The sequence below is a fragment of the Aliikangiella maris genome (assembly GCF_040719265.1).
Taxonomy (GTDB): Bacteria; Pseudomonadota; Gammaproteobacteria; order Enterobacterales; family Kangiellaceae; genus Aliikangiella; species Aliikangiella maris.
Genome location: NZ_JBFDAH010000011.1, coordinates 34,480 through 52,573, shown reverse-complemented (window position 1 = coordinate 52,573; position 18,094 = coordinate 34,480). Strand labels below are relative to the sequence as shown.

At 39.2% G+C, this 18,094-nt stretch carries 12 protein-coding genes; 4 read left to right on the top strand and 8 right to left on the bottom strand.

Annotated features, from left to right (window positions below; all coding sequences use genetic code 11):
• Positions 1-180: 180 nt before the first annotated feature.
• The 4 genes from ABVT42_RS11810 to ABVT42_RS11795 all read left to right on the top strand — a co-directional run bounded on the left by ABVT42_RS11810 (position 181) and on the right by ABVT42_RS11795 (position 6,828).
• Positions 181-2,601, top strand: coding sequence for an ABC transporter permease (locus ABVT42_RS11810; protein WP_353895991.1), 2,421 nt, complete (start codon positions 181-183; stop codon positions 2,599-2,601).
• Positions 2,602-2,898: 297 nt separating this feature from the next.
• The gene (locus tag ABVT42_RS11805; RefSeq protein WP_353895992.1) at positions 2,899-4,308 is read left to right on the top strand and encodes a sigma-54-dependent transcriptional regulator; all 1,410 of its coding nucleotides are present in this window, start codon (positions 2,899-2,901) and stop codon (positions 4,306-4,308) included.
• A 55-nt stretch (positions 4,309-4,363) separates the two neighbouring features.
• On the top strand, positions 4,364-5,785 hold the full coding sequence (locus tag ABVT42_RS11800; protein WP_353895993.1) for a sensor histidine kinase: 1,422 nt from the start codon (positions 4,364-4,366) through the stop codon (positions 5,783-5,785).
• 599 nt (positions 5,786-6,384) lie between these two features.
• The gene (locus ABVT42_RS11795; RefSeq protein WP_353895994.1) at positions 6,385-6,828 is read left to right on the top strand and encodes a hypothetical protein; all 444 of its coding nucleotides are present in this window, start codon (positions 6,385-6,387) and stop codon (positions 6,826-6,828) included.
• Between the two features lie 128 nt (positions 6,829-6,956).
• Here the strand turns inward: ABVT42_RS11795 and ABVT42_RS11790 are convergent, their stop codons facing one another.
• The 8 genes from ABVT42_RS11790 to ABVT42_RS11755 form a co-directional block, all read right to left on the bottom strand.
• Positions 6,957-10,409, bottom strand: a complete 3,453-nt coding sequence (locus ABVT42_RS11790) for a hypothetical protein (RefSeq protein ID WP_353895995.1) — start codon at positions 10,407-10,409, stop codon at positions 6,957-6,959.
• Between the two features lie 12 nt (positions 10,410-10,421).
• A complete protein-coding gene (locus ABVT42_RS11785; RefSeq protein WP_353895996.1) occupies positions 10,422-11,183 on the bottom strand; it encodes a metallophosphoesterase family protein in 762 nt (253 codons plus the stop codon).
• A 2-nt stretch (positions 11,184-11,185) separates the two neighbouring features.
• Positions 11,186-12,616 (bottom strand): coniferyl aldehyde dehydrogenase, encoded by a 1,431-nt coding sequence (locus ABVT42_RS11780; RefSeq protein ID WP_353895997.1) that lies wholly within the window; start codon positions 12,614-12,616, stop codon positions 11,186-11,188.
• 73 nt (positions 12,617-12,689) lie between these two features.
• Positions 12,690-14,282: a GMC family oxidoreductase gene (locus ABVT42_RS11775; RefSeq protein WP_353895998.1), complete on the bottom strand. Its 1,593-nt coding sequence runs from the start codon at positions 14,280-14,282 to the stop codon at positions 12,690-12,692.
• Between the two features lie 68 nt (positions 14,283-14,350).
• Positions 14,351-15,307 (bottom strand): acyltransferase domain-containing protein, encoded by a 957-nt coding sequence (locus tag ABVT42_RS11770; protein ID WP_353895999.1) that lies wholly within the window; start codon positions 15,305-15,307, stop codon positions 14,351-14,353.
• The gene (gene fabD, locus ABVT42_RS11765; protein ID WP_353896000.1) at positions 15,304-16,440 is read right to left on the bottom strand and encodes an ACP S-malonyltransferase; all 1,137 of its coding nucleotides are present in this window, start codon (positions 16,438-16,440) and stop codon (positions 15,304-15,306) included. Before fabD ends, ABVT42_RS11770 begins: the two co-directional genes overlap by 4 nt.
• Before the next feature lie 143 nt (positions 16,441-16,583).
• Positions 16,584-17,831 carry a beta-ketoacyl synthase N-terminal-like domain-containing protein gene (locus ABVT42_RS11760; protein ID WP_353896001.1) on the bottom strand — a complete coding sequence of 416 codons (1,248 nt, stop codon included), beginning with the start codon at positions 17,829-17,831 and terminating at the stop codon, positions 16,584-16,586.
• A gap of 4 nt (positions 17,832-17,835) precedes the next feature.
• Complete coding sequence (locus ABVT42_RS11755) at positions 17,836-18,075, bottom strand: acyl carrier protein (RefSeq protein ID WP_353896002.1); 240 nt, start codon at positions 18,073-18,075, stop codon at positions 17,836-17,838.
• Positions 18,076-18,094 lie beyond the last annotated feature (19 nt).

Genomic DNA, 18,094 nt, shown 5'->3' with positions numbered 1-18,094 from the left:
CTATTTTGTCTTTTAGTCGCATTTAACAGGTTTAAATAAATATTATGAATATCGATATCGATAAACAGGTTACTATTGCCCCAAATAAATAAACGGTGAAGCTGCTTTAATGAAATAGTTTTTTTTAAACAAGGATGTTTAATTTTTTTGGGCTATGATAAATCGAATAAGAGGTTAAAAATGTTATCTATCAATGATTTTTATTATGCGCTCAGACTACTTGCCAAAAAGCCGGGGTTCACAACATTAACAACACTGGTTATGGCAGCGGGTATTGGTTTAAGTGTTTACCTATTTGTATTTTTTAATACGATACTTTTCAAGGTTTTACCTTTTAAAAATGCTGAGTCGCTGGTTCATATCAGTCGTTCAGATAATAATGAGAGAAGTAATGGAGAACTAAATTTTTATGATTTCGAAGAAGTCAGAAAAAATTTGTCGGCGCTTAAGAACTTAACGGCTTATCAAAACATTAATGTGAACGTTTCATCTGACGATGGCGCAAAACGTTATAACGGATTATCAACAGAGCCAGGCCTTTTTGAACTCACAAATACTCTTCCGCTCATTGGCAGAACCTTTACTCAGCAAGATAACTTATATGGCTCACCCAATGTTGCAATTATCGGCTATGATATCTGGCAGACGCAGTTTGCCGGCGCTAACGATATACTCAATCAGCGTATGAAAATCAATGGTGAAAGTCATGAGATCATTGGAGTTATGCCACAGGGCTATTATTTTCCGAGTCGCGCTTTAATCTGGCTACCTTTAAGAGCCAGCGTTACCCAAAGCTCGCGAGCTAACGCTGCCACCGTTAATGGAATAGCTCATCTGCAAAGCTCAACAAACTTGCAAGCGATTAATCAACAGATTTCACTATTAATGCAGCGTATTGAACAGCGCTATCCAAAAACTAACCATCAGGTAGGTGCTTATATTGATACCATTCAAATGATAGATGCCGGCAGTGGATTACCGGTCGTTCGTTCAATGCAGGTGGTTGCTTTTTTAATTTTGATTCTGGCATCAATTAATGTCGGCAATCTGCTGTTGTCACGTGCAGTAGAGCGCAGTAAAGAGTCCGCCATTCGTGTAGCCTTAGGCGCACCTCGTAATCGGTTGATTGCTCAATTACTATGTGAAAGTATCATTATTTGTGGCTTAGGTGGTGCCATTGGACTTTGCGTCATGGCCTGGGGTCTAGAAATTACTGAGTCTATTACCAATACATTCAGTTATGATCGCCCAAATTTTTGGTGGCATTTCGGGATTGATGCTTACACTATTAAATTATTTTTAGCTTTTGTTATCGGTACAATTTTAGTCACAGGCTTACTCCCCGCCTGGAAAAATTCAGGAGAAGATTTTAATACTGTTTTAAGAGATGGTACGCGCGGTGCACTTGGAAAGAAAGCAGGAAAACTCAATCGCCTGCTGGTAATCAGTGAAATTTTTATTTCATTTACCGTGTTAATCGCCGCGGGTGTAATTGTACTGGCTGCGTATAATAAAACACATGAAGATAACGGAGCGAATGTTAAAAATATTTTGACGGCACAATTACAATTGAATGATAAAAATTATTCGACTTCACAATCGCGAATTCAACTCGCTCAATCATTACAGTCGCGTCTTGAAAATCAGCCAGGTATACAAGAAACACTCATGACTAGTGCGCTCCCGAGTGTGTGGGCACCGGCACCGACCTTTGCGCTCGAAGGCGCCGAGTACCAGGCGGCCAAAACAAACAATTACCCAAAAGCGCACTATATTGTGTTAACGCCAGGTGCTTTACTCAAACTCGATGTTGAATTGCTTTTCGGCCGCTACTTTAATAACAGTGACAATACGCCCAATAAAAACACCGTGATTGTAACGGATAGTTTCGTTGCCCGACACTCACCCAACGAATCCATTATCGGTAAACGCTTGCGTTTGGTTAGTAGCGAAAATCAAACACCGCAGTGGTTAACTATCGTTGGCGTTGTTGAACATACGATACAAGCAGGTGATGTCGAACTACCGGCTATCTTTCGACCTTTTTCCCAAGATCCCCCCAAAGAATTTACAATCGCAATACGCATGAACAGTGATCGCAACACCGTCACACAAACTTTAAGACACACATTACAGTCAATTGATACAGAACTCCCCGCATTTAGGGTCGAAACCTATGAAGAAAAAATTCAGCGTTTTAGCGCACCACTACGCTTTATCAGTAAAGTGTTTGCGATGTTTGCAATTGCAGCCGTTATTCTCGCTGCCAGCGGTATTTATGGAGTTATGGCAAATACCATCAACCAGCGTACCCAGGAAATTGGTATTAAGCGAGCGCTTGGTGCCTGGGATCAAAAAATATTGAGAGAGTTTTTCTTTAGTGGCATAAAACACCTGCTTTGGGGAGGAATTCCCGGTTTAATTGCAGGAAGTGCTATGGGTTTTGCCATGTCGAAAGTGTTTAATCTTGAACCCACTGCCGTAGCGATTATTGCGGGGGCTATGTGGACTATAGTGTTTGTGGTGGTGTCATTAGCAACATTTATTCCTACACGCAAAGCCCTCAAAATGGAACCGAGTGAAGCACTGCACTATGAATAATCGATAACAACTCTAGTAAAATCAGTTGAGTGGCTAAAATTGATAGGGTGCACCAGCTTTACAATGCGGTTTAAAGTGGTTGGTGGCCTGCTTTAACTAGTGAAAAAGTTTGTAATAGCAAGCAAAATCAAATTATCATTGATTATCTATCGACCAGCAAAAATCTCTAATAAAGATATTTTTGATTATCGCTTTGTTGGTCGAGCAAATTCTCTTTAAAATAACTTCTTTTAACAACATAAAGCGATCATTCGCGCTTTAATAACGATTGTAGCGGTAATCGCGTTAAGGTAATGCATGAGTCCTCAAATACTGATAACCGATGATGATAACGACATTCTTTCTGCATTGTCTTTATTACTTAAATCAGAAGGCTATAGTGTCAACACAGCAAACTCTCCCGAGCAGGCAATTGAAAAATTTCGCGCACACAATTTTGATCTGATAATACTCGACCTCAATTATGCACGCGATACCACCTCTGGCGAGGAAGGGATACAACTGATTGCAGCACTTCGGCAACTCGATGAGACTATTCCTATTGTCGTAATGACCGGATGGGGAACTATCGAGGTTGCTGTCAGTACCATGAAAAATGGTGCCAATGATTTTATTCAAAAACCCTGGGAAAATGATCGGTTATTAGCCATCATCGCTAACCAATTGAAGTTGGCTAAAAGCCACCGTCAATTCGCTAAGCTCAGTCAAGAAAACCAACTGTTACAGGCTGAGTTTTATTCACACAATGTCATTGCAGAATCCTCTGCCATGCAACAGATTATTGGAACATTGAAGCATTTGGCACAAAGTGATGTCAGTGTATTGTTAACGGGTGAAAATGGCACGGGTAAAAGTTTATTTGCCAGATTGATCCACGACAATTCTCCCCGGAGTAAACACTCAATGGTATCCGTCAATATGGGGGCGGTTACTGAATCATTATTTGAAAGCGAGATGTTTGGACATGTTAAAGGCGCTTTTACCGACGCGAAAACAACGCGCATAGGACGCTTCGAGCTGGCCGATGAAGGCACTCTGTTTCTCGATGAAATCGCCAACACACCAATTTCACAGCAAGCTAAATTATTACGAGTACTGGAAGACCGTCAATTTGAAAAGGTCGGTTCGAGCAAAACTCAGCATGTTGATATTCGATTGATTGCAGCTACCAATGCTGATTTACAACAAGCGGTAAATGCCGGTCAATTTCGTAAAGACTTGCTTTATCGGGTCAACACAATGACTATCGAAATTCCACCGCTCCGTCAACGCTCAGCAGATATTTTACCTTTAGCAAATAATTTTCTTACTCAAATTGCCAATAAACATAACAAACCACAATTAACCATAGCTCTCGATGCACGGCAAGCACTGCAAAATTATGCTTGGCCGGGTAACGTGAGAGAACTCGGGCACGTTATGGAACGCGCTTCAATACTCTGCCAGACAAATGAAATTGGGCGCAATGACTTACGACTCGATATCGAAGGAGAATTTACAGCAACACCAACAGCTAAGCTGGCATCGGTGTCGCAACAACCACAAGACACCAGTGCTGATTTACGCTCTCTAAATGAAATAGAGAAAGACATTATTATTAACCGGCTAGATTATTATAAAGGTAATGCTATTGAAGCGGCAAAATCACTTGGTGTAAGTCGCAGTGCTTTTTATCGTAAACTCGATAAAATCAAATCAGAGACTTAAACGTACCATCTAATTTATAAACACATAAACTCGCAATAACGGTAAAACATAGCGTATGTCAAAACGTCGGCCATTTGAACTACAGTTAATTAAGTTAACATTGATCCCATCAATCGTTCTACTTTCGCTGACACTCTCAACGCTATACTTTACTGACATTTCTATCTGGTTAATTATTCTAACTCTCATTATCAGTTGTGTAGTCATTATCTATACCAGTTACCAGGCCCATCAAAAGCTGGTTTATCAATTCAGAAGTCTCGACAACTTACTCGATGCACTAATTAAAGGCGACTACAGTTTGCGTGCGCGAGCAGATAATTCTAGTGGTGAGTTAAGTGATTTGATTACGTCAATTAATTCCCTGGCAGAAAGACTGAGTCACCAACGACGAATCTCTATTGAAAATCAATTTTTAGTCAGGACTGTAATCGAACATATCGATGTAGCAATCATTGCACTTAATCAATACAATCAAATCAGCTTCTATAATCCTGCAGCAGAGAGACTACTGCAATTACAACAAAGCAATATCAATCAACAATTGCTTGAACAATTGTCATTTGTTCAGTCTCTACATAGTGGCCATCATGAAGTGGTTGAATTAAAGCTGGGCAAATACCAGGGAAAGTTTAACGTTCATATTGAAGAATTCCGTGAATCGGGCGAACAGCACAAACTGTTATTTATTACGGATGTACGCACATTATTGCGCAGCGAAGAGCGTAAAGCCTGGCAAAAGCTAGTACGAGTTATCAGTCATGAGATTAATAATTCGCTCTCCCCTATTGCATCAATTAGTCAAACGCTGAATAAGTTAGTTTCCCAGAGCAAGATACTTTCTCAAGGCGCGACTTTCTCTCAAGTTGAAAGACAATCTCAACATAATCAAGCTAATGAGCTAAAACAAGACTTAACTCAAGGTTTAAAAATTATCTCACAAAGAGCTAATAGCCTTAGTAATTTTGTCAACAGCTATAAGCAATTAACGAGCTTGCCTGCACCCAATAAGTCACCAACTTCGATAAAACAGTTGGTCGATAAAAGCATTTCTCTTTTTAAACACTACCCTATTGAAATTAAAACGCTCGAAGATTGTATTATAGAGTTCGATTCTATTCAGTTAGAACAAGTCATGATTAATTTGATCAAGAATGCTATTGAGTCAATGCAACCATTACTGCAACAAACAAACCATAGCTCAGCAAATAGCAATAGCGCTGATTCACCCAAAATTGAAATTGAGTGGTATACGGAAAAATCCATATTTAAGCTATTTATTTGCGATCAAGGTAGCGGAATTAGTAACCCCGACAATTTATTTATCCCGTTTTACAGCACTAAAAAAAATGGCTCTGGCATTGGCCTGGTATTATGTCGTCAAATTATCGAAGCTCACGATGGCTATTTGTCATTACAAAACAGAAAAAATTGTGCCGGATGCGTTGTTTGCATCGAAATACCTATCATCGAATGACAAGTAAAAACTATTTGACAATACCGTTAAAATTAATCACCGCAGTTTGACACAGATACTTATCCTATAGTAATGTCAGTGACGAGTGTTAATTGATATTTTTATATTTAAAACAATTAAAAAATCTTGTTTTAAAGCAATAGAAACTAATTATTACCATCAATCTCAAATTATCTCTTTTAAAATATTACTGAAAAAATAGTACTGAAAAAAATATTACTAAAAAAATGACTGACTAAAGAAAGTATCTGTTAAATTCTATTTCAGTTAGGAAAAATCGCCGCCAATGAAACAAAGAAAGAAAATGAATGATAAAGAGATAGAACAAAAAAAGAATAAAAATTTGCCAACATTAATTACAAAAAGTGAATAATCTTCACAACTGACATAAAAATTAACAACAAGGACCAGGTGAATCCAAGAAACCACTTTATATTTAAAATCCAGCTATTTATAATTTGTCTTCTGCTGACTAACAAAACGTTTACAGTTCGACTCCAAACAAGCCAGCAATTTAAATATAAAAATTAATAACAAAGCAGTAAAAAAATCAATTAAAAGAAAACAATAACATTACTAACCTCTTAACTGGTGACAAAATGAAAATCTATGAAAGAATTGCTCGTTATCTGCTTGGCATTATCTACTTATTTGGTGCGGTAGATGGTTTTATGTTTCTCGTGTTTGATATGTATATTCATGGTAAACCACACGAAAGTTTTACCTTTTTAATTGAGTTACAAAAAACCACCTATTTTTGGGCCTTTATGAAACTATTGCAATTTTTAGGTGCATTAAGCTTATTAACCAATTATAAACCCGCTTTAGGATTAACCTTGTTAACCCCGATTAGCGCTATTCTCTGTCTGTTCTACATCTTTGAGCTTCAATGGTATATAGCAGCTAGCGTTATCACTTCAGCGACATTGGTCTTGTTTTGGGCTTACGCCGATAACTTTAAATCCTTGCTGATAAAACCTGTTATCGGCAAAAGTACAACACAAGAGGCAATAGTGGATAAACCCATCACTGATGGACAATAACAACTAAAAATTTCAGCTAAAAATTTATCCATAAAAAAAGGCTAAAAGAAAACTTTTAGCCTTTTTTCTACAAACAATATTAAACGATTCTATCTAACAAAATTGATTATCAATTTCGTATTGCGGTTTTAGCGATCAGCCATCAATGACTCTTCACCATTTAAAATATTGAGTAAATCTGGCGCAATATTTTCAGGTATTAGCGACTCAAAGAGCTCATTACCCAAAGCTTGTTGAATCTGCTTCAATCGTCCAGCAAGCGCAGTCATTAATTCAGGCTGAGGGTTTCTCAACAATTTCTCCCATTGCTCACAATATATTGGTAAAACTTCTTGATAATTTCCTTGTAGAAAGTTGAGCTCAGCTTTTAACTCAGAAATAATACTGGCAAACTTGCTGATATCATCATAAGCATTAATCATTTCAAATAAATTGGCAGCATGATTCAAATCTTTGCGCAATAATCGAGCATTCATAATATCAATCAACTGTGGAATCACAATTTCACTCGGCACCTCATCCGCTTGCAAAGTGTCAATAATTTCCTGTTCCACTGCTAAACATTGCTCTGTTTTTTCGAGCTTGCTGAAATACCGAGCCAGTGTTTTCTGGCATTCAATTATTCTTGGTTTCGCCTGATAATGTTGATAGCCCAGCAATAGTTTTTCTATGACAATAACTCCATTTTTCCATTGCTGATTAACCTGATAATAATTATCCAGAAACGTAGCAACCTGCTGAAAAATAGCGAGTAATTTTTCTTGTTTTAAATCAAAACTCATCAGCCAGGGTTGCCAATCTCTCACCAGTTTTTCGACGATTGGGTTATCGCCTTTATCTACCGATAACGTTTGGGTTGCCAGCATTAACCAAGCGAGTATTCGCTCAATACTTTCAGTAGATTCATCAACCATTTCACAGGATGGTAGTTTACTGCGCTTTAGTAATGAAAGTACCCATTGGTGACCTTCATCAACAATTTTTGCTTGCGCTAACAATTGCTCAAATGCATTTTTGGTGGCGACAAATGCTCTTAGTTCACCGGCGAACCATAACTTCTCCATATGTGTCGCCCAAACTCTGCGATTAATTAACAAATTATTCGTAAACGGCGAACCAGGTTGACTGACAACATTATTTGCTAAAAGCCTGACACCCTCACAAATAATCTGACTAAAAAGCAGCTCACAGATTTCTGAATTAAAATATTTTTCATCAGATAGAGAATGTTGTTTCTGATTTAAGATAAACTGACGAAACTCTGCATCCAATAAACGGCCATGAGGGTAACGAACAATCAGCCCATTATCTTCCCACTGATCTAACAATTGAGAAAATGGTTGCACCGATAATGAAAATAACTCAAACCATTGTTTGGCAAACGCTGGTTGTTCGGCGGCATCAAAAACAATCATTAACATTTCCAATAACAAGCCAGGCGTGTCAGCACAATGGCAAAGAAGGATTTGCCACGCAGCAGGTAGACTGTCCCATTGCCATTTAAAAAAAGCATCAGGTAAAACCTCTGCTACGCTTTGTGACGTACCAACAACCTCTTGTTTAAGCAATTTTGATAAATCATCCAGTGAATGCGCTTTGAGCATAGGTATTGTCTTTTCTGTAAGCCAATAGTTATGCTGTTGCAAAGCTAAAAATTGCTGCCATTTTTCAGGATCAAAAGTTGGCGCAAGTGATTGCTCTTCATTGTTTGTTACATCAGTCTGACCGAGTGCTTTAGGCATTACTCTGTTTGTTATAGCATGAGCTGCGATTAATGCTTGACCAACTAAGTCAGGCTTTAATGTGACAGTAGAATAATGAGCGAATGCAGCGGGTAGTAATTGCGGCTGGCCTAAAATTAAAACTTTTTGTCCCGCCTCAATGAGCTGGGTAATCAAGCCAACCAAATCACTCATGGCTGTTGCATCAATCAACTCACTTTTATCAGTTAAATGAGACTGGTTAAATAAACCAGCGTTGTTAGATTGAGACACTTGAATCTGATACGATATAAAATCATCAAACACAAATAAACAGCAATGCTCGCTGATTCCATTAAAAAAAGCGTCTCGATTATTTTCTTGTTTAATCACAGGTGCAACCATATCAAAAATATCTTGCACACTAAAAAAGTCCTGTTGATAACTAAAATAAAAACCCCACTGGATATTTTGTGTAGTTTTTAATTTTAATGCTGCACAATGTGCCAGGTGAGTTTTACCGCTACCAAATTCGCCACTAATAACCAATGGCTCAGCTAACTCAGTTTGTTCAAGTTGACTAACTACCGTCAGGATCTCTTTATCAAATTGGTTATTCAACAGTGGCGGTAAATAGCGCGACTTAAATCCATACAAACCATCTTGCGGCATCGGCTGTGCCGCAAAAGGGTCATTGGTATTCACCTGATGATTGACGATATTAAGTGTTTGCACCGCATAGTGAATTAACAACGGCCAACCACTAAAGGCGCGTGCTTGCGGCCCAATCAAGTGTTGAGAAGTATTTACCTGTAATTGTTTGCGCGCCTCAACCACAATTTGTGCCAAATTACCGCCACCCAGTAGCTTTTCATAAAACGCATGAAAACATTGTGCATTTACCCAAGGATTAGCAATGTGAGAAAGTCCGACAAGATTATTGATACCATTGGCAAATGCCAGATTGGCCAATTGCGCCAGTCGTTCGCCAGCACAGAGATGCGGCTCAATTTCGCAAAGATAGCCATAGGCTTCAAGGCACACCAAGTTAATCTGTTGTTGTACTAAAAATTGAAAAAAGTCCTCAGCTTTAATTTTTTGATCGGCCCCCAGACAAAAATAGTATTCTGCCTGTTGGTCAATATAGATATAACCACTAAAATGAAAAACACCATCATGAGATTTATTTTTGATCGCCTGCTGACATTGAGTCCAATCCAAATCATACAAGAGTTGTTCATTAACCTTTTCAAACTGCGAAAAATTCCAACTTAGCACGTCAGCATAATCAAATAGTGAGTCGGTCTGTAATGTTTGGCTAATAAATCGAAAAAACTTAAATTGACTGACCGACACATCGGTTTTGGCTGATTCTTGCACCTGACCAATACTCAGTTTTTGAGGTGCGGTAAGCGTTGCATTGTCATAGGAGTTTAATGGCTGTTTAATAAAACCGTTAACCACCGAGGATAGTATATAATTTGACTCATGCAGCACCAGCAATTCCCAGGGCTCAGCCAAAAAACAGGCTCTATCAGATTCAATACTCACCATCAGGTGTGGATAGCCCTGCGCTTCAATATGATCTTTGATAGCGATTTGCTGATAATCTTCACCGAGTAATTCATCACCTAGATATTGTCCTATTTTGATGAGTTTTTCAGAAACCTGTCGATCATCATGTGACTGCGGTTCAGTTAAATACTCAGCAAAATACCAGTCCACAAGCGCTCTAAAATTGCTGCTCAGTGGAGACTGGTAACTATCAATCATATACTTTTTTTGATAATCAACCCCTTCAAATATAATTTCAATTGGTGTGCCATTAATTTGTTCACTTGAAGTTGAAATATTTTTTTTATCTATAATTCTTAACTGCATGGAATTCTCTATTTATTTTTCATAAATACATAAAAGATTTTTACTGGCTATGCGCGTTTCATTCGGATAGCCGAAAGCATTATTTATATATTCGATACCATTGAGTGATATTTGCTGGTTAACATGACTATGACCATAGACATGAATATTTGGTTTCACTTGTCGGATTTGTCGATCGAGTTTGTCACTTCCCAAAACAGGATAGATATAACGTTGTGATAGCGGAATATAAAATGGCATCACATCGATCCGGGGTAAAAAATGCGAGTAGCTGACGACAAAATCATCAGGTTGGCGAATATCAGGTAATTTATTCTCAGCCAGAAAATAATGATTTACATCGGCCAGATTCCAACCATCAGGCCAGCGACAAGCTCTAAAATCAACCCAGCTTTGTAATATTTTTTCATTCGGCTCAGCAAACGAAAAGTCATACCATGAAAATAGTGGATAAACAACTAATCCGTTCATCCGCTGTGCGGTTATTTTAGCACCGCTGTCAACTGCAAGCTGACAAACAGCCTTAAACTTAGTGATAGAATCACGATACTGGTCACGACTTACCCAAAGTTCATGATTACCCGGCACATAAAATACCGCGTTAAACTTATCAACCAGCCAACTCAGGGTTTCACCCAGCAATGGCAAATTATCGGTTAAATCGCCAGCCAGGATAAGTACATCCTGTTGATAATCAAAATTCGATAATCGGGCAACCCATTTTTTATTTTCTAAATAATCAACATGCAAATCAGATACAGCAAAAACTCTCATTATCAGGATTTCTTGTATGGCGGTCTCATCTGTTTTGCGACAAAATTATATACTGACTTGGACTGAAAATATATCGCCTTTGCATGACTAAAATTTTTAAACCCATCAAATCCATGATAAGCCCCCATTCCACTGGCACCAACACCACCAAATGGCAAGTCATCTTGTGCTGCATGCATCAATACATCATTAATGGTTACACCGCCCGATACTGTACGCTTAAGTACTTGATCAATTTCGGTTTTATTATGACCAAAATAATACAACCCTAATGGTCTAGGTAGCTGATGGATACATGCAATCACCTCTTCAAATTTCTGATAACTTTTAACAGGTAATATCGGACCAAAAATTTCTTCCTGCATGACCAGCATGTCGTTCGTGGGATTTAAAATCAATGTTGGCAAAAACCGATAGTGAGGCTGATTTGAAAAATCTTCATTAGCAGGATTAAATTCGATAATTTCAGCTCCTTTTTCTCGAGCATCATTAACCAGATCAGTTAACCGCTGATAATGTCGTTGATTAATGATTGAACTATAATCAGGGTTATTTAACAAATCCTGATACATCATTTGCAGATTTTGCTGGGCTTTTACCACAAACTCATTCAGTTTATCTTCGGCAACCAATGCATAATCTGGCGCCAGGCAGAGCTGTCCGGCATTCATAATTTTGCCTAACATGGCACATGCAGCGGCAGTATTAACTTCAGCATCGCTACCAACAATCAACGGAGATTTACCACCTAGTTCGAGCGTAACCGGAACAAGATTTTCTGCCGCCGCCGTTAAAATGTGAGTTGCAACTGACTTAGCTCCGGTAAACAATAGGTGATCAAAAGGTAATCGACTAAATGCTGCCCCCGTTTCGGCACCGCCCTGAATCACCGCAATTTCTTCCTGTGCAAAATTTTCAGCAAGTAATTGCTCAATTAAATTTGAAGTGACAGGGGTAAATTCAGAGGGCTTAATCATCACTCGATTACCCGCCGCCAAAATGCCAGCCAAAGGTCCAAAAATGAGTTGTGTGGGAAAGTTCCACGGCGATATACATCCAACGATACCCAGTGGTTGATATTCAACACGTGCTCGTGCCCCCATTAATCCTAATGGAAAGATAGTTTTTCGTGATTCATTTTTCATCCATGCCTTAACATGCTTAATGGCATGTTTAATCGGTTCGATCGACGCACCAATGTCAGTAATACGGGATTGTTGAATTGAACGATGTCCAAAATCATCAGACATCGCTTCACATAAATCGAATTTATTCTCGCGTAAGATCTGGAGTAAGCGTGCCAAGCGATCAATTCTGACTTCAGCACATGGAAATGCTTCCTGATATAAAGACTGACGTTGCAACTCAAGAATTTGTTGCATTGATTGACTTGAATGAGCTTCAGAAACCTGAGTATTTGATGCTTCGTACATAAATTTTTCCTTCCATCAAAAGTCGATTTTTCACCATTAATAAATGGATGAGTGATTGATACCAATGCAAACATTAATGCCGGTATTGCTGCAAAATCATTTCGGCCCCTTTGGAGCCAATTGCCATAGCCGCAGCATTGGTATTACCGCTAATAATTTGTGGCATAATTGAACAATCTATGACGCGTAATCCGCTTAAACCGCAAACTTTCAATTGTTCGTCTACCACCGCCATTTCATCTTGCCCCATTTTACATGCGCCTACCGGATGATAGACATGACAAACATTGGCTTTAATAAATTCAACCAGTTGCTCATCTGAACGCAACTGTTCACCCGGATAAACTTCTTGTTTGCAATGACTGCGATAAGCATCTTGTTGCAAAATATGCCGACCAATTTTTAATCCCGCTAATAATCGCTCAACATCCTCATCATGAGACAATAAATTTAATTCAATTTTTGGCTTATCAAAATGATCGGCTGAATTTAATCGAACTTGTCCGCGACTTTTAGGATGCAGTAAAGATATGTGAATTGAATACCCATGCTTTTTAACTATTTGCTCATCAAAACCATGATCATTAAACATTGAAGCCAATGATTGAATCTGTATATCAGGTGCTGGTAAATCATCACGGGTTTTAAAAAAGCCACCCGACTCAGAAATCGGCTTTGATAACAAACCATAGCGTTTTTTTCTGAATTGCCAAAAACCTTTCATCACTTTGAACAAAGTAGCCAACGATAAATTAATGGTGTCGTTAATACGACTTTCGGTGGTGATTACAACATCAGGATGCTCTTGCAAATTTTGACCAACACCAGGTAAATGATGTATTAATGGAATATCATGACGCGCTAGCTCTTCGGTTGGTCCGACCCCCGATAACATCAACAACTTGGCTGAGTTAAAAGTACCTGCGGCAATAATGATCTCTTTGGCTGCCTTAACTTGATGATAAGTTTGGCCATCAAAATAACGCACACCAACCGCACGATTTCCATCAAACACAATTTGTGAAACAGCGCAGTCAGTCAGTACCGTGAGCCTTCGGCGCTCTCTAACCGGATATAAAAAAGCTTCTGCTGCAGAAACTCGCCGAGTATTATGCATTGTCATCTGATACATACCGACACCTTCCTGAGTGGCACCATTAAAGTCGGCATTGTAGGTGTACCCGGCTTGTAATCCGGCAAGAATAAAACGTTCAGCATGCGGATGTAACTCAGGGGTATATTGCACCGACATTTCACCAGCTTTACTATGAAACTGATCATTAAAATCCAAGTTTCGCTCGCACTGACGAAAATGCTTTAACATCGAGTCATATCCCCAACCGGCATTACCCAACGCTTGCCAGTTGTCAAAATCCCAGGCGTTGCCACGGACATACAGCATAGCATTGATCACACTGCTACCGCCGAGTCCTCTTCCCTGTGGACAATAAATTTCACGTCGGTTGAGATTATCATTTTCCTGACTCCAATACCGCCAATTATACTTTTTACTGTGATATAACAGCAGTGTTCCCATTGGTGTATCAATTAAGTTATTGCGAGTTTCAGCGCCTGCTTCAATAAGCAATACATTAAACTTTTTTGATAAGCGATTAGCTAGCACGCAGCCAGATGTACCGCCACCAACAATAATAAAATCATACATCCTGGTAGTTCTCTTCATAACTTATACGTTTTTGAATGATTGAGGCGGCAATTAAGCTATTTGATAGTTCAATTGAAAAAGGTAAAAACTTTTTCCAATGACTGATTATTTTTGCCAAATTGATTCATTACTTCAAGGTGATGACTCGAATGCTCACCAGGCAAAATATATTTTACAAAAGTTGCTAATGTGCCACTGGGTCCAACATCAATAAAATTAAAATCCCCTTGCTGTAAGAGTGTTTGAATGGTTTTTTCAAAAATGACAGGTTGCTGGGTAACTCGCCATAAATAGTCAGCATCAAAATGATTTACTGGCTGTGCCAGCAACGATGAAATTATTTTAATCTTGGGTGAGCACAAATTAATATCATTGATCAATTGTTTGAATTCAAACTCAATTGGATCAATTATTGTGGTATGAAATCCGTAATTCACTGGTAACCGCTGATGAATAACATCCCGCTGAGAAAGTAACTGTTGGGTAAAACGAATATCTTTTTCTAATCCAGTTACCACAAAGTTCTTATTAAAGTTCTTACCCGCCAAGGTACACCCCTGGAAAATCTGTGGTTGATTGTCGAGCAAAGAAACTGAGTCGATGACAGCTAGCATTGCTGCTGGCGGCGTTTTGGCTTGTAATAATTTTGCATACGCAATTGAAAACTGAATGCCTTCATCTAGCGACATTGCTCCTGAAACAACCGCAGCGGTAAATTCACCCAGACTGTATCCCAACAAATAATCCGGGTGAATATCTCGCTCTAGCAAAAGTTGTGTTAAACAATATTCAATGCACAGTAATGCCGGATTGGTAAAAACAATGTCGTCAAATAATTCGCCTCGTGTTTTATTTGAAAAATACAGTTGTTCAATTAATGATGAAGGTAAAAATGGAAATGCGATGTCATCACAATATTCCATCCAGTAACGAAACCGAGGATTGGTTTCAAACAGCTCTTTTCCCATACCAAAGTATTGTGAACCCTGGCCAGAATACATAAAAACAGTTGGTTTATTGATCATAAGGATTGTTGTGGAATTAATTCATCTAAATCAAAATAGCCATTATAGTCTTTCATATATACGGCCGCCCGATGCCCAAATAAAACCACCGCTTCAGTGCGGGTTTGCAAATTGGTGGCATCTACCCAAGTAGATTTTACTTTAGTTCCCACCGGATAAACCTTGTTCCATTGCTCAACTTTTTCATGCACCTGACTAAACTGTTTTGCAAAGATACTACCAACGGCATCATCAGTCGTTGATGAATCGGTAACCAGTTCGGTAGGCTCGGCACTCACAGAGCCGGGTTTAACGGTGGTTTCTCGCTTAATTTTAAGAATCATTTTAGTCAGCACATCCCCATGCCCCACTTCAATAAATTCGGCATCACCTAACCCAATTAAGTATTCAATCGTTTCTGACCAACGCACCGCGCTGGCTATTTGGGCCGCCAAGCTAGTAGCGACATCATCACCATAGGTCTTAGCCGTTACATTGGAAATAACTTTAGTGATTGGAGGTTGAATGTTGAAAGGTTTGAGGTACTCTGCAAATTCATCTTTTGCCTCAGCCATAAAACGGGAATGAAATGCACCACTGGTATTAAGCGGGATATATAGCATTTTGTCTTCACTAAAACAGTTTTGTGCCTGAATGATTTCTTCTTTTTTACCGGAAATCACTATTTGTGATGGCGTATTAAAATTAGCCAAATCAATATTAGATAGCTGATTATCCTTTAAGATCGTTTCGATCTTTTCTTTAGAGGCATTAATAATTGCAGCCATTCCGCCTTCTTTGGCTTGGCTCATTAATTCGCCCCGCTTTTTCACCAGCTTCAATCCATCTTCAAATGAAAATGATTGTGCAGCCATGAGCGCATTAAATTCACCCAGACTGTGGCCAATTAAATAATCCGCTTTTATTCCCTGAGCCACTTTATCAAAATAATTCAACGCATTAACCACATAAAGTGCAGGCTGTGTGAATTGCGTAAAATTTAATTGCTTTTGCGGATCGGCAAGGCACAAAGTTTTAATTGAATAGCCCAAAACTTCATCAGCCTGTGCCGTATATTCAGGATAACGATCAAACAGGTCTCCTCCCATACCGACGGTTTGTGAGCCTTGCCCCGGAAACATAAAAATTTTCATAATATCTCCTTAAATGGATATTTCAGTTTATCTGATTATTAATACACGCTTGTTATGCTGATTGACTAAGCGTGATGCAAATACCAAGTGGTTGAAACCTGATGATAAAACCGGTTTGTCGAACAGTTTTTCAATAAACGCCATTAAAAACGACTCAACACCAGTGCAGAATTGATACCACCAAAACCATAACTAAGCGTTAGCGCATGTTGCATATGATGGTTGATCGGTTGTTCACCAACCCAATGAAATGAATGGGATAAAGGCTCCTCCAGATTCAATGTAGGATGTAACTGACCCGCCTGCATTTGGAGTAAAGTCGCTATCACTTCAACACAACCTGCTGCGGTCAGCCCGTGACCCGTTATTGATTTAGTTGCATTGATAAACGCATGGTTAAGATCCGCACCGGCTAATGCAGATAACTCAACGGCATCCCCAGTCGGTGAACCCGTCCCATGCGGATTAATATAGTCAATTGCCGCAGCACTTAACTGCGCTTTTTCAATTGCGGTTAGCATGACTTGTTTTTCGGTGTGTTCACTCGGATCAGGGTTACGGTTTCCTGCCATTGCCGTTGCCCAACCAGAAACACGAGCATAAGCAGCTTGTTGTCTGGCCTCGGCACTAGCTACACTCTCAATAACCACGGCACCGCAAGCTTCACCATAAATGAATCCATCATGTCGAGTATCAAAAGGCCGACAGGCCTGCGATGGATTATCTGCAAACACCGTCGACCCCATTGCACCGACTGAACGTAATGCCTGACATTCCCAGTAAGATAAATCCATTAATCCACCAATAACAACAGCGCAATCAAGTTGCCCCGACAATACCAGCTGGATCCCTTGAATAATAGCAACTTGTCCGCTAGCTGATGCAGCTCCAACTGTTGTAACGCCGCCCTTAACCGGATAAAGCTCTGTACAACAACCAATTATGTCAGTGTCCATAAAAGCCATTGCATAAGTAGGTCTCAAGAAAGTTTTTTTTGTTTGAAATTTGTCCTGAATATTCACCAATTCACGTTGCTGTAAATTCGATCCGCCTACAATTAAGCCAATGCGCTCAGCGGCAACGGCATGTAATGCTGCTTCATGCCACACCTCATCAAGGCAGGCAATTGCAGCTTGTGTCGATAATGAAGTGGTCCTTAAAAATCCTTTACCAATATTATCGGGCAATTGTAATGATTCAATTTCGGCCCCCATAAATAACGGCATTTCAGATTGTGCAGAAGACTGATTGACTGCCTGTTCAGGTAACTGCCTGCCCGGTCTTTTTAAATAGTCAAACTGGTGCTGACCATTAAGTAATGCTTGTAAAAATGCCTCTTTTCCTTGTCCTATGGCGCTGCATATGCCAACGCCAGTAATACAAATATCCATCAGATTAAAATTTTTCTTGCAGCAAGGTCGCTAATTGCCCCATATTCTCAGCTTTGGCAATTTCAATTAATGGAATATTTAGCTCAATAGATTCCAATGTCATCATAACAATTTCCGAACGATCAATTGAGTTAGCGCCCAAGTCTTTTAGTGCATCTTCAAATTTAAAGTCATGACTTTCTAATTCGGGCAAAACTTCTTTAGCATGACCTACGATAACATCAAAAATTTGTTGCTTGTTCATAGTTTCTCCAATTTGTTTA

What these genes read in the sequence shown, in the direction of transcription:
- ABVT42_RS11800 (WP_353895993.1), top strand. Translation starts at nt 4,364, where the DNA reads ATGTCAAAACGTCGGCCATTTGAACTACAGTTAATTAAGTTAACATTG.
- fabD (WP_353896000.1), bottom strand. Translation starts at nt 16,440, where the DNA reads ATGAAAATTTTTATGTTTCCGGGGCAAGGCTCACAAACCGTCGGTATG.
- ABVT42_RS11810 (WP_353895991.1), top strand. Translation starts at nt 181, where the DNA reads ATGTTATCTATCAATGATTTTTATTATGCGCTCAGACTACTTGCCAAA.
- ABVT42_RS11770 (WP_353895999.1), bottom strand. Translation starts at nt 15,307, where the DNA reads ATGATCAATAAACCAACTGTTTTTATGTATTCTGGCCAGGGTTCACAA.
- ABVT42_RS11795 (WP_353895994.1), top strand. Translation starts at nt 6,385, where the DNA reads ATGAAAATCTATGAAAGAATTGCTCGTTATCTGCTTGGCATTATCTAC.
- ABVT42_RS11775 (WP_353895998.1), bottom strand. Translation starts at nt 14,282, where the DNA reads ATGTATGATTTTATTATTGTTGGTGGCGGTACATCTGGCTGCGTGCTA.
- ABVT42_RS11755 (WP_353896002.1), bottom strand. Translation starts at nt 18,075, where the DNA reads ATGAACAAGCAACAAATTTTTGATGTTATCGTAGGTCATGCTAAAGAA.
- ABVT42_RS11805 (WP_353895992.1), top strand. Translation starts at nt 2,899, where the DNA reads ATGAGTCCTCAAATACTGATAACCGATGATGATAACGACATTCTTTCT.
- ABVT42_RS11780 (WP_353895997.1), bottom strand. Translation starts at nt 12,616, where the DNA reads ATGTACGAAGCATCAAATACTCAGGTTTCTGAAGCTCATTCAAGTCAA.
- ABVT42_RS11785 (WP_353895996.1), bottom strand. Translation starts at nt 11,183, where the DNA reads ATGAGAGTTTTTGCTGTATCTGATTTGCATGTTGATTATTTAGAAAAT.
- ABVT42_RS11760 (WP_353896001.1), bottom strand. Translation starts at nt 17,831, where the DNA reads ATGGATATTTGTATTACTGGCGTTGGCATATGCAGCGCCATAGGACAA.
- ABVT42_RS11790 (WP_353895995.1), bottom strand. Translation starts at nt 10,409, where the DNA reads ATGCAGTTAAGAATTATAGATAAAAAAAATATTTCAACTTCAAGTGAA.